The organism is Microbacterium sp. UNCCL10, from assembly GCF_000746195.1.
In the GTDB taxonomy this organism is placed as follows: Bacteria; Actinomycetota; Actinomycetes; order Actinomycetales; family Microbacteriaceae; genus Microbacterium; species Microbacterium saccharophilum.
Genome location: NZ_JQKT01000008.1, coordinates 107,077 through 120,123, shown reverse-complemented (window position 1 = coordinate 120,123; position 13,047 = coordinate 107,077). Strand labels below are relative to the sequence as shown.

The window sequence follows — 13,047 nt, the reverse complement described above, 5'->3', positions numbered from 1 at the left end:
TCGCCATGCCGAACACCTCCCCCGCGGCGCCACAAGCGCCCCACGCGGACCTGGCGGCGCGAGCGATCGACCTCGCGCAGCGCTGGGTCGCAGAATCCGCCGACGCCGATGTCGACCCCTCCGCCGAACGCCTCGCCGGCGTCCTGAAGGACCCGAACGGGCTGCCGTTCACGATCGGGTTCGTGGACGGCGTCATGCGTCCCGAGAGCCTCGCGGCCGCAGCCTCCAATCTGCAGCGGGTCGCCCCGCTCGTGCCCGACTTCCTGCCCTGGTTCCTGCGCGGCGCCGTACGCGCCGGCGGGGCCGTGGCCCCCGTGCTGCCGGCACCCACCGTGCCGATCGCGCGGCGCGTTCTGCGCGAGATGGTAGGGCACCTCGTCGTCGACGCCCGGCCGGAGAAGCTCGGACCGGCGATCGCGAAGATCCGCGAGTCCGGTGCACGCCTGAACCTCAACCTCCTCGGCGAGGCCGTGCTCGGCGAGGGGGAGGCGCTTCGGCGGCTCGCCGGCATCCACGATCTCATCCGTCGCGACGACGTCGACTACGTCTCCGTCAAGGTCTCCGCCATCGCGAGCCACATCTCGATGTGGGCGTTCGACGAGGTCGTCGACGCCGTCGTCGAGCGGCTGCTGCCCCTCTACGTCACGGCATCCGGCGACGGCACCTTCATCAACCTCGACATGGAGGAGTACCGCGACCTCGATCTGACGATCGCGGTGTTCACCCGCATCCTGGAGGACCCGCGCCTGCAGGGGCTCGAGGCGGGGATCGTGCTCCAGGCGTACCTGCCCGACGCCCTGCCGGCGCTCCGCCGGCTCACGGCGTGGGCGCAGAACCGCCTCGCCGCCGGCGGCGCGCGCATCAAGATCCGGCTCGTGAAGGGCGCGAACCTCGCGATGGAGCGCGTGGATGCCGTCATGCACGGCTGGCCGGTCGCGACCTACGGGTCGAAGCTCGACTCGGATGCCAACTACATCCGCTGCCTCGACGAGGCGCTCCGGCCGGAGAGCACGGCGGCGGTGCGCATCGGTGTCGCCGGGCACAACCTCTTCGACATCGCGTACGCGTGGCTGCTCGCCGGCGAGCGGGGCGTGCGCGATGACATCGAGTTCGAGATGCTGCTGGGGATGGCGCAGGGCCAGGTCGAGGCCGTCGCCCGCGAGGTCGGGCACGTCCTCCTGTACGTGCCGGTCGTGCGACCCGACGAGTTCGACGTCGCAATCAGCTACCTCGTGCGGCGCCTCGAGGAGAACGCATCGAGCGACAACTTCCTCTCCGCCGCGTTCGACCTCGTCGACGACCCCGCGATGTTCACCCGGGAGGAGCGGCGTTTCCTCGCCTCGCTGGAGCGCGCCGCCGACCCGGCGCTGACGGCGGGACCGCACCGCACGCAGGACCGCGCGGCGCGGTCCGCCGATCGATCCGCGGATGCGCCCCGGCTCACCCGCGATGCGCCGGAGGAGACCGGGATGACCCAGGCGGTGCTCGGTATCGCGCGCTCCTCGGCCACCGACGCCGACGGCACCGAGCTCGGCGACACGCAGCCGCTCGAGCCCGCCGCGCACGAGATGCTCTTCGGCGGCGAGGCGTTCGTCGAGACCGCCGTCTTCGCGGCGCGCGAGACCCGCACCGCCGCCGGCGCACCGGGATTCCAGAACACGCCGGACACCGACCCCGCCCTGCCGGCCAACCGTGACTGGGCGCGGGACATCCTCGGCCGTGTCGGCAGCTCGACGGCGGGGGAGGCCACGATCCGCGCGGCGCGCGTCGAGGACGAGGCCGCGCTCGAGGACGTCGTGGCGCGCGCGCGGACCGCCGCCGAGACGTGGGGCGCCACGCCCGCCGCAGACCGCGCCGTCATCCTCCAGGCCGCGGCGCGCGCACTCGAGGAGCGTCGCGGCGAGCTCATCGAGGTCGCCGCGTCGGAGACCGGCAAGGTCTTCGCCGAAGCCGACGTCGAGATCAGCGAGGCCGTCGACTTCGCGAACTACTACGCCGCGACGGCGCGCGAGCTCGACCGCGTGAGCGGCGCGGTGTTCGTCCCGGCGCGCCTGACGGTCGTCACACCGCCGTGGAACTTCCCGATCGCGATCCCCGCCGGCGGCGTCCTCGCGGCGCTCGCGGCGGGGTCGGCCGTCGTATTCAAGCCGGCGCCGCAGGCGCGCCGCTGCGCCGCCGTCGTCGCCGAGGCGCTGTGGGCGGCCGGCGTCCCCCGCGACCTCCTGGCCCTCGTCGACATCGACGAGGGCGGGCTGGGGCAGCAGCTGCTCTCGCACCCGGACGTGGACCGCGTCATCCTCACCGGGTCCTGGGAGACCGCGGCGCTGTTCCGCTCCTGGCGGCCCGACCTCCCGCTTCTCGCGGAGACCAGCGGCAAGAACGCCATGATCGTCATGCCGTCGGCCGACCTCGACCTCGCGGCATCCGATCTCGTCAAGAGCGCCTTCGGCCACGCGGGCCAGAAGTGCTCGGCCGCGTCGCTGGCGATCCTCGTCGGACCGGTCGCGCGCTCGAAGCGCTTCCGTCGACAGCTCGTGGATGCCGTCCGCTCGCTGCGCGTCGGCCCGCCCAGCGACCCGCTCAGCGAGGTCGGTCCCGTCATCGAGCCCCCGCAGGGCAAGCTCGAGTGGGCGCTGACGACGCTCGAGCCGGGCGAGGAGTGGCTCGTCGCCCCGGAGCGGGTCGACGCGCCGGGGCTGGAGGGGCGGCTGTGGCGCCCCGGCATCCGCGTCGGCGTGCGACCCGGTTCGCGCACGCACCTCGAGGAGTTCTTCGGCCCCGTCCTGGGGGTCATGCACGCGACCTCGCTGGCGCACGCCATCGAGCTGCAGAACGCGGTCGCGTACGGGCTCACGGCAGGCCTGTACACGCAGAACCCCGCCGACCTCGAACGCTGGCTGGACGGCGTCGAAGCCGGGAACCTGTACGTCAACCGCGGGATCACCGGCGCGATCGTGCAGCGCCAGCCGTTCGGCGGCTGGAAGCGCTCGTCGGTCGGGCCCGGCACGAAGGCGGGCGGACCGAACTACCTGATCGGGCTCGGCGCGTGGCGCCCGTCGGCGGGCGGCGCGCCGTCGTCGACGCTGCACCTCCGCGGCCTCGACTCGCGCATCACGACGCTCATCGAGGCGGCACAGCCGTCGCTGGACTACGAGGGCTTCGACTGGCTGCGTCGTGGGGCGCTGTCGGACGCGCTCGCGTGGGACCGGGAGTTCGGGCAGGTCAAGGACGTCTCGCAGCTGAAGGTCGAGCGGAACCTCTTCCGCTACCGCCCCGTGGATGTGGCCGTGCGCGCGACCGGCGATGCCCTGTGGCACACGGTGCTCCGGGTGATCGTGGCAGGCCTCCGCGCCGGCTCCGCCCTGACCCTCAGTGCGCCCGTCGGGCTGCCCGCCGCCGTGCGGCGCACGCTGGGCGATCTCGGCATCCCCGTGTTCGTGGAGAGCGACGACCAGTGGCTCGAGCGGATGACGGCGACCGGCGAGCCGCATCCGCCGCGGACGCGGCTCGTCGGCCAGCCGGCGTCGGTCGCGCAGCTGCACCGCGCGCTCGCGGAGGCCGTGGGCGGCGACCCCGACCTCGCGGTCTACGACAACGAGGTCACGACGGCGGGACGCATCGAACTGCTGCCGTTCCTGCACGAGCAGTCCGTCACGATCACGGCGCACCGCTTCGGCAACCCCGACCGATGGAGCGAGGACGTCATCTGACCCGGGGTCGTGTCCGGCATCCGGCATCCGGCATCCGGTGTCACCGAAGGCGCGGGTACTGCCGCTGCGACCTGCGGATGCTGTGACGCCCCGCTGGCGTGTGTCACACATCGCGCGGGTCGGTCGGGGCACCACCCGCGTGGAGTGGGACAGGGTGAGACCATGGAGTCCGCTCCACCGTGCCTGAGGGAGCGGACGGGAGCGGTCATGACGGATGCCGGAACCAACTGGGCGGGCAACATCTCCTACGCCGCCGAGCGCCTCGTCGCGCCGCGGACGTTCGAGGAGCTCGCGGAGATCGTCGTCTCGGCGCCGAAGGCGCGAGTGCTCGGCAGCCGGCACTCGTTCAACCGGATCGCCGACACCCCCGGCGTGCTGGTCTCCCTCGCCGCCCTCGACGAAACGCCCCAGCTCGACACCGACCGGGCCACCGTGCGGGTCCCCGGCGGGCTGCGGTACGGCGACCTCGCCCCCTGGCTGCACGAGCGCGGCTGGGCGCTGCGGAACCTGGCATCGCTGCCGCACATCTCCGTCGCGGGGGCCGTCGCGACGGGCACGCACGGCTCCGGCGAGCGGATCGGGTCGCTGGCGACGCAGGTGGCGGCCCTCGAACTCCTCACCGCCGACGGCGAGGTCGTCCGGATGGCGCGCGGCGACGAGGATTTCGACGGCGCGGTCGTCTCGCTCGGCGCGCTCGGGATCGTCACGGCGCTCGAGCTCGACGTCGTCCCCACCTATGACATCGCGCAGACCGTGTACGAGGGCGTGCGCTGGGATGCCGCGCTGGCGGCCTTCGACGAGCTGCAGCGCAGCGGCGACTCGGTGAGCCTGTTCACGACGTGGCGGTCGGCCGACGACATCGATCAGGTCTGGGTGAAGACGCGCGGCGCGGCGCCCGATCTCAGCGCCATCGGGGGTGCGCCGGCGGACGGCCCGCGGCATCCGCTCCCCGGCATCGATCCCGCCCCGTGCACCGTGCAGGGCGGGGTGCCGGGCCCGTGGTACGACCGGCTGCCGCACTTCCGCCTCGCCTTCACCCCCTCGGCGGGGGAGGAGCTGCAGAGCGAGTACCTCGTGCCGCGGGCCGACGCCCCGGCCGCGATCGCCGCGCTGCGGGCGCTCGCGCCACGCATCGCACCCCTCCTGCAGGTGTGCGAGGTCCGCACGATCGCGGCCGATCGACTGTGGCTGAGCCCCGCGTACGAGGCGGACTCCCTCGCGCTGCACTTCACGTGGCTGCTCGACGAGCCGGGGGTGACCGCCCTCCTGCCCGAGCTCGAAGCCGCCCTGCCGCGCACGGCGCGACCGCACTGGGGCAAGGTGTTCACGATGCCCGGCGCCGAGATCGCCGCCCGCTACCCGCGCTGGGGTGACTTCTCCGGACTCCGGGACCGGCTCGACCCGCAGCGGCGCTTCGGGAACGCGTTCCTCGACGATCTGGGACTCGGTTAGAGAAACAACTTATCTTTCTGGACCGCGGGTACATGCCCTGCGGAGTATGGACGATGGAGCGCCACTGGGGGGTGCTCCACAGAGGCCATTCCAGCTCGGCGAAAGCCGATGGCCGAACCACCGACACGCCGGGGGGAGTGTCGCTCCGGGGTCGAGATCACCGTGTCTCGGTCCCGGAGACCCCGCCGTCAGGCGTCGCCCGGCGCCGCGTCGGCTGCGACCATGAACTCGTTGACGAGTGCGCGCATCCCGAGCGCGAACAGCGTCCAACGTCCCGTCGGCGCCTCGTCCTCAGGAGTGAAGTCGAACGTCGGATGATCGATGCCCTCGATCGCGCGCACCGCGAAGCCTTCGCCCATCGCGCCCATGGCCTCCGCGAAATCGCGGACGGACAGGCCGGTCTTCATCCGCATCCCGTAGGCCTCCATGAGCGAGCCGACGAAATCGGCGAACGCCGCCATCGACTCGCGATGCCGTTCCCGCCCGGCCTCCTTGAGCTGAGGCCACGTGTCCGCCGTCGTGCGCAGAGCGAGCGCGATCAGGAACGACTGCGCTTCCCGCGCCTCGGCCTCATCGTGCGTGTCGAACGTCGTGCTCCGCACGTGTGACAGGGCTGCCGCCCGGATGATGTCATCGCCCGGCGCGCCTTCCCGGACGAGATCCTCCACCGCCGCGCGCACGAAATCGGTCGGCCCGGCGACCCGCATCCGCACCATCGCCACCGCGAGGTCGCGCTGGTAGTCGGTCTGATCGCCCCACAGGCGGTAGGCGGCACCGGTCGTGAGGCCCGCGCGACGCAGCACGTCCTGCAGGCGGATGTGCTGGACGCCGGCGCTCACGCCCCGCTCCAGCAGCATCTGCATCCCGACGCGCAGCAGCAGAGACTTCGTCTCTTCTCCCGTGCGGCGGCTCACGAGAATAAATCTACTCACATCGATCCGGGCCGCCGGGAGGCGCGTCTGGCACAATGGATGCCGGCGTGCCCGAGTCGTCGGCTTCCCACAGCTCCGCCGGGCCTCTGGACAGCGTCCGCCGCCCCTTCCGACGAGGAGCGAGATGTCCACGCAGAACCCCGCCGCCGCAACCACGGCCGCCCCCGCCCGCATCCAACAGCGCCGCCGGTATCTCATGTGCCGTCCCGAGCACTTCACGGTGAGCTACCGCATCAACCCGTGGATGGAGCCGGCGAAGCCCACCGACACCGCCAAGGCCGTCGCGCAGTGGCAGACGCTCCACGACGCCTACGTCGCGCTCGGGCACGACGTCGAGCTCATCGACCCCGTGCCGGGACTTCCCGACATGGTCTACACCGCCAACGGCGGGTTCATCATCGACGGCCGCGCCCTGGGCGTGAAGTTCCGCGTCGATGAGCGCCGCGGGGAGGAGCAGCCCTTCATGGACTGGTTCGCCGCGAACGGCTTCGAGGTCATCCAGCCCGTCGAGGTGCAGGAGGGCGAGGGCGACTTCCTGCTCGTCGGCGACGTGATCCTCGCCGGCACCGGATTCCGCTCGGTCGGCGACAGCCACCGGGAGATCGGCGCCGTGTTCGGCAAGGAGGTCGTCTCGCTGCGGCTCATCGACCCGCGTTTCTACCACCTCGACACCGCGATCGCCGTGCTGGACCCCGTCGAGGGCTCCGGCGGCGCGGAGCGCGCGAACATCGCCTACCTCCCGTCCGCGTTCGACGAGGAGTCCCAGCGGATCCTCGCCCAGCGCTACCCCGACGCCATCCGCGTCTCGGACGAGGACGGCGCCGTCTTCGGCCTGAACTCCGCCAGCGACGGCCTGAACGTCTTCATCTCGCCGCGCGCGAAGGGCTTCGAAGCCCAGCTGCGCGAGCGAGGGTACAACCCGGTCCTCATCGACCTGTCCGAGCTCCTGCTCGGCGGCGGCGGGATCAAGTGCTGCACGCTCGAACTGCGAGGTAACCGATGACCGCTCCGCTCCTGGATGCCGCCAGCGCCGGCATCATCGCCGCCGAAGAGACGCACGTCGCCCACAACTACCACCCCCTCCCCGTCGTCATCGCACGCGGCGAGGGCTCGTGGGTCACCGATGTCGAGGGCAGGCGGTACCTCGACCTGCTCTCGGCGTACTCCGCCCTCAACTTCGGCCACCGGCATCCCGCCCTCGTCGCCGCCGCGACCGCGCAGCTCGGACGCCTCACACTCACGAGCCGCGCCTTCCACAACGACCAGCTCGGCGCCTTCGCCGCCGCGCTCGCCGACCTGTGCGGCAAAGACCTCGTGCTGCCGATGAACACCGGGGCCGAAGCCGTCGAGACCGGCATCAAGGTCGCCCGCGCGTGGGCCTACCGCGTCAAGGGCGTGAGGCCGGATGCCGCCACGATCGTCGTCGCGAACGGCAACTTCCACGGCCGCACCACGACGATCGTCGGCTTCAGCGACGACCCGAGCGCCCGCGACGACTTCGGCCCCTACGCCGCCGGCTTCGTATCGGTCGCTTTCGGCGACGCCGCCGCGGTCGAGGCCGCGATCGACGAGAACACCGCCGCTGTCCTCGTCGAGCCCATTCAGGGCGAGGCGGGCGTCGTGATCCCGCCGGAGGGGTACCTGCGGGCCGTCCGGGAGATCTGCGACCGCCACAACGTCCTGTTCGTCGCGGATGAGATCCAGTCCGGCCTCGCCCGCGTCGGCACGACCTTCGCGTGCGACCGGGAGGGAGTCGTCCCCGACGTCTACCTGCTCGGCAAGGCGCTCGGCGGTGGCATCCTGCCCCTGTCGGCGGTCGTGGCGAACGAGGACGTCCTCGGCGTCATCCGCCCCGGCGAGCACGGCTCGACCTTCGGCGGCAACCCGCTCGCCGCGGCCGTCGGCCTGCAGGTCGTGGAGATGCTGGCCTCCGGCGAGTTCCAGACCCGCGCGCAGGCGCTCGGCGACCACCTCGCCGTCAAGCTCCGCGAGCTCATCGGCCACGGCGTGACCGAGGTCCGCGCCGCGGGCCTCTGGGCGGGGGTCGACATCGACCCTGCCATGGGCACCGGCCGGGAGATCGCGGAACGGCTGCTGGCCCGCGGCGTGCTCGTCAAGGACACGCACGGGCACACCATCCGCATCGCGCCGCCACTCGTCATCCGCGGCACGGAGCTGGACTGGGCGGTCGAGCAGCTGCGGGTCGTCCTCGAGGGCTGAACCGCGCCCCGCGGCCCCGCCCGAGCCGGAGTGCACCGAAACACTCCGGCAACACGCTCCCGGCTAGGCTCGACGGCATGGGCGACCTGTTCGACGGATACGGCTCCACACTGGCGCCGCGCAAGACCTCATCCGGCGTGCCGGCGTTCGACGAGATGTTCGGGGCACCCGCCTATCCGGGTGCCGCGGCCGAGTCGCGCGACGCGTACCGCGAGCTCTACCAGGCGCTCGCGCAGATGACGCAGGAGGAGCTCCGCGGCCGCACCGAGTCGCTCGCGAGCTCCTATCTCGCGCAGGGCGTGACGTTCGACTTCGCCGGCGAAGAGCGCCCCTTCCCGCTGGATGCCGTGCCCCGCGTCATCGAGTACGACGAGTGGTCGCGGGTGGAGAAGGGCGTGCAGCAGCGCGTCCGGGCGCTCGAGGCGTTCCTCGACGACGCGTACGGGCACCAGCACTGCGTGCGCGACGGGGTGCTGCCGGCCAAGCTCATCGCGTCGTCGCAGTACTTCTACCGGCAGGCCGCCGGCATCCGCTCCGCCAACGGCGTGCGCATCCAGGTCGCCGGGATCGACCTCATCCGCGACGAGCACGGCGAGATGCGTGTGCTCGAGGACAACGTGCGGGTGCCCTCCGGCGTCAGCTACGTCATCTCGAACCGCCGGGTCATGGCCCAGACCCTGCCGGAGCTGTTCGTCTCCATGCGGGTGCGCCCCGTCGGCGACTACCCCAACAAGCTGCTGCAGGCGCTGCGCGCGTCGGCTCCTCCCGGCGTCGACGACCCCAACGTCGTCGTGCTGACGCCGGGTGTCTACAACTCGGCGTACTTCGAGCACACGCTGCTCGCCCGGCTCATGGGCGTGGAGCTCGTCGAGGGCCGTGATCTGCAGTGCGTGGGTGGGAAGGTCTTCATGCGCACGACCCGCGGGCCGCAGCGCGTCGACGTCATCTACCGCCGGGTGGACGACGACTTCCTCGACCCGCTGCAGTTCCGTGCCGAATCGATGCTCGGCGCGCCGGGACTCATGCTCGCGGCGCGCCTCGGCAACGTCACGATCGCCAACGCCGTGGGCAACGGCGTCGCCGACGACAAGCTCCTGTACACCTACGTCCCCGACCTCATCCGGTACTACCTGGCCGAAGAGCCCATCCTCAAGAACGTCGACACGTGGCGGCTCGAGGACCCGGGTGCGCTCGAGGAGGTGCTCGACCGGCTCGACGAGCTCGTCGTGAAGCCGGTCGACGGGTCCGGTGGCAAGGGCCTCGTCGTCGGTCCGGACGCCTCACGGGCCGAGCTCGACCAGCTCCGCACCCGGCTGCGCGCCGACCCGCGCGGCTGGATCGCGCAGCCCGTCGTCATGCTCTCCACGATCCCCACCCTCGTCGAGGACGGGATGCGCCCCCGGCACGCCGACCTCCGCCCGTTCGCCGTCAACAACGGCGACGAGGTCTGGGTGCTCCCCGGTGGCCTGACCCGGGTCGCGCTGCCCGAAGGCCAGCTCGTGGTCAACTCCAGCCAGGGCGGCGGCTCCAAGGACACGTGGATCGTGGGCGGCGCGGCGCCCCGGCATGTCGAGTACGGCCAGGGCGACGGACTTCCCGGCCTCGTCGCCGATCAGGCATCCGTCACGGGCACCATCTCTGTCGTCTACGACCCGCAGCACGAGCCCGACCATTCGCCGCAGGATCACCCGCGCCCGCACACCGAGCAGCAGGAGCAGCAGCAGCAGACCCGGGACGAGGCGGCATCATGCTGAGCCGCATCGCCGAATCGCTGTTCTGGATCGGGCGCTACATCGAGCGCGCCGACGGCACCGCCCGCATCCTCGACGTGCACCTGCAGCTGCTGCTGGAGGACCCGTGGATCGATGAGGACACCGCCTGCCGCTCCCTCATGGGCGTCATGGGGTCCTTCCCCTCCGACGACGAGCTCGCCCGCGTCACCCGCGGTGACGTGCTCAAGCGCCTCGCCGTGGACCGGACGAATCCGTCGAGCATCGCGTACGCCCTGCAGTCGGCGCGGGAGAACGCCCGCCGTGCCCGGGAGATCGTCTCCACCGAGCTGTGGGAGACGTTGAACACCACCTACTCCCGGATGCCGCGCCGGCTCAACGACGAGAAGGTCCACGAGTTCTTCCAGTGGGTGCGGGAGCGCTCCGCCCTCGCGATCGGCATCACCGACTCGACGACCAGCCGCGACGAGTCGTGGCAGTTCTTCACGCTGGGCCGCTCCATCGAGCGCACCGACATGACGGCGCGCCTGCTCGCCACCCGGTCGCTGACCGAGGCGTCCGGTCCGTCCTGGACCACCATCCTGCGCTCCTGCGGCGCGTACGAGGCGTACCTGCGCACCTACCGGGGGATGCCGAGCGCCCGCAACGCCGCCGAGTTCCTGCTCCTGGACCGCCTGTTCCCGCGCTCGATCATCCACTCCATCCAGCGCGCGGAGGAGTGCATGAGCGCGATCGACCCCGTGGCCGACCGCGTCGGCCACTCCAACGCCGTGCTGCGGGCCCTCGGCCGCATCCGCAACGACCTGGAGTACCGCCCGATCACCGAGATCATCTCCGAGCTGCCCGAGCACATGGAGCAGGTCCAGAAGGTCACTCGCGAGGCGTCGGAGGCGATCCGCGGCCGGTTCTTCCCCACGCACGCCGAGCCGAGCTGGATCGGAGAGACCTCATGAAGCGCCTGCGGATCGAGCACGCCACCGGGTTCGCCTACCAGGGCGACGTGGGCGCGTCGTACAACGAAGCGCGGATGCTGCCGAGTTCGACGGACAGTCAGTTCGTGCTCAGCTCGCAGCTCGACATCGAGCCGTCCACGAGCGTCAACCAGTACCTCGACTACTTCGGCACGCGCGTCGCCGCGTTCGACGTCATGGCCGGACACTCCGCGCTGAACATCACGGCGCGGTCGCTCGTCGAGGTGCGCCCGCGTCCGCTCGCCCACGGGGACATGAGCTGGGACGGTCTCGCGCGGGAAGCCGAGCGCTCGATCTCGACCGTGGAGATGATGACCCAGACGCCGCGCACGGGGGTGCACCCCGAGGTCGCGGAGCTCGCCCGGTCGATCGCTGCCGAGCATGACACCCCGAGCCGCGCCGCCCTCGCGATCGCGTCCGCGATCGGCGAGGCCGTCGAGTACATGCACGGGATCACCGGCGTGCATTCCACGGCCAGCGAGGCGTGGGAGGAGCGCAAGGGCGTCTGCCAGGACATGGCGCACATCACCCTGTCGGCGCTCCGGTCCGTCGGCATCCCGGCCCGCTACGTCTCCGGGTACCTGCACCCGCAGGCCGACGCCGAGGTCGGCGTCCCGGTGTCCGGGGAGTCGCACGCCTGGGTCGAATGGTTCGCGGGCGACTGGCAGGGCTTCGACCCGACGAACGGCACCGAGATCGGCGATCGGCACGTCATGGTCGGCCGGGGCCGCGACTACAACGACGTCCCGCCGCTGCGCGGCGTGTACGCCGGCCCGTTCAAGAGCAACCTGCACGTGAAGGTGACGATCACCCGCGAGGCGTGAGAGCGGCGCGGCTGCGGCTGCGGCGTCGTCCCGCGGCGCTGCCTCGCGGCGCTGAGAAACCACATCCAGCGTGAGAAACCACGCCACGAGGTGTTTCTCATGCTCGATGTGGTTTCTCACCGCGTCGGCAGCCCCGCGGCGAGCTCGGCGAACACCTCGGCGGCGTCATCGGACCGCGTCAGCGCGGCGGCCTGCCCCGCCCAGAGCGACTGCAGGTCGCCGTCCCCGCGGCGGTTCGCCTCCGCCCGCAGCGCGCCGACGACCCAGCTCTGGGCGGGGAACGGGGCGATCGCGCCGGCCGACTCGACCTGCTCGATGAGGCGATTGCGGATGCCGCGGGCCAGGCGCCCCGTCACGGCACGGGTCAGCACGGTGTCGTCGGCGGCGAGACGGGCGAGCGCAGCGCGGTGAGCCGCGCTGGCGGCGGATTGCCGGGTGCGCAGGAACGCCGTCCCCACCTGGATGCCGGATGCCCCGAGCGCGAAGGCTGCCGTGACGCCCCGCCGATCGGCGATGCCGCCGGCAGCAATGACCGGGATGTCGACGGCGTCGACGATCTGCGGGACGAGGGCGAACGTGCCGACGAGCGACCGCTCCGCCGGCTTCAGGAAGCTGACGCGGTGCCCGCCGGCCTCGAAACCGCTGGCGACGACGGCGTCGGCGCCGGCCTCCGCGACGGCCACCGCTTCGGCCGGCGTCGTCGCCGCCCCGACGACGCGGATGCCGCGCGCCTGGGCCTCCGCGACGACACTGGCGGGAGGCATCCCGAACACGCAGCTGAGCACGGCGGGCCGGGCCGCGAGGACGGCATCCAGCTGTTCCTCGATGGTGGGCAGGAAGCGGCCGGGCGTCCCGGTGGGCGCCTCGATGCCGAGCTCCTCGTACAGCGGCGCGACGGCGCGCAGTGCGGGGCTCAGGTCCACATCGCCGGGTTCCGCCTCATCGCCCGTCGGCATCCAGAGGTTCAGCGCGAACGGTCGGTCGCTCACGGCCCGCAGCTGCCGGGCCGTGTCGGCGATCCGCTCGGCGGAGTAGCCGTAGAGTCCGTAGGAGCCGAGCCCTCCGGCGTCGCTCACGGCGGCCGTGAGCTCGATCGAGCTCATCCCGCCGAAGGGGCCCAGGACGATCGGGACGTCGAGTCCGAGAAGTGCCATGCCACCAGCATCCCGCGTCGGCCACGGTCCGTGCGGACACGCGCCGCCACTTTC

The 13,047-nt window shown here is 72.0% G+C and carries 9 protein-coding genes; 7 read left to right on the top strand and 2 right to left on the bottom strand.

Features of this window, described 5'->3' with window-relative positions; genetic code table 11:
* The first annotated feature begins 5 nt into the window (after positions 1–5).
* Both BR85_RS09065 and BR85_RS09060 read left to right on the top strand, forming a co-directional pair.
* The gene (locus BR85_RS09065; protein ID WP_028496415.1) at positions 6–3,710 is read left to right on the top strand and encodes a proline dehydrogenase family protein; all 3,705 of its coding nucleotides are present in this window, start codon (positions 6–8) and stop codon (positions 3,708–3,710) included.
* 207 nt (positions 3,711–3,917) lie between these two features.
* On the top strand, positions 3,918–5,162 hold the full coding sequence (locus BR85_RS09060; RefSeq protein ID WP_028496416.1) for an FAD-binding protein: 1,245 nt from the start codon (positions 3,918–3,920) through the stop codon (positions 5,160–5,162).
* A 188-nt stretch (positions 5,163–5,350) separates the two neighbouring features.
* On the opposite strand, the gene BR85_RS09055 is transcribed toward BR85_RS09060, so the two are convergent.
* Complete coding sequence (locus tag BR85_RS09055; RefSeq protein ID WP_028496417.1) at positions 5,351–6,076, bottom strand: hypothetical protein; 726 nt, start codon at positions 6,074–6,076, stop codon at positions 5,351–5,353.
* Between the two features lie 142 nt (positions 6,077–6,218).
* Between BR85_RS09055 and ddaH the strand changes: the two genes are divergently transcribed.
* From ddaH to BR85_RS09030, 5 genes are all read left to right on the top strand, one after another.
* A complete protein-coding gene (ddaH, locus tag BR85_RS09050; RefSeq protein ID WP_028496418.1) occupies positions 6,219–7,097 on the top strand; it encodes a dimethylargininase in 879 nt (292 codons plus the stop codon).
* Positions 7,094–8,314, top strand: coding sequence for an ornithine--oxo-acid transaminase (gene rocD / locus BR85_RS09045; protein WP_028496419.1), 1,221 nt, complete (start codon positions 7,094–7,096; stop codon positions 8,312–8,314). Before ddaH ends, rocD begins: the two co-directional genes overlap by 4 nt.
* Before the next feature lie 77 nt (positions 8,315–8,391).
* On the top strand, positions 8,392–10,068 hold the full coding sequence (locus BR85_RS09040) for a circularly permuted type 2 ATP-grasp protein (protein ID WP_028496420.1): 1,677 nt from the start codon (positions 8,392–8,394) through the stop codon (positions 10,066–10,068).
* Positions 10,062–10,997 (top strand): alpha-E domain-containing protein, encoded by a 936-nt coding sequence (locus tag BR85_RS09035; protein WP_028496421.1) that lies wholly within the window; start codon positions 10,062–10,064, stop codon positions 10,995–10,997. The genes BR85_RS09040 and BR85_RS09035 overlap by 7 nt, the downstream gene beginning before the upstream one ends.
* Positions 10,994–11,839 (top strand): transglutaminase family protein, encoded by an 846-nt coding sequence (locus tag BR85_RS09030; RefSeq protein ID WP_028496422.1) that lies wholly within the window; start codon positions 10,994–10,996, stop codon positions 11,837–11,839. The genes BR85_RS09035 and BR85_RS09030 overlap by 4 nt, the downstream gene beginning before the upstream one ends.
* A gap of 116 nt (positions 11,840–11,955) precedes the next feature.
* Here the strand turns inward: BR85_RS09030 and BR85_RS09025 are convergent, their stop codons facing one another.
* Positions 11,956–12,993 carry an NAD(P)H-dependent flavin oxidoreductase gene (locus tag BR85_RS09025; protein WP_028496423.1) on the bottom strand — a complete coding sequence of 346 codons (1,038 nt, stop codon included), beginning with the start codon at positions 12,991–12,993 and terminating at the stop codon, positions 11,956–11,958.
* Between the last annotated feature and the right edge of the window lie 54 nt (positions 12,994–13,047).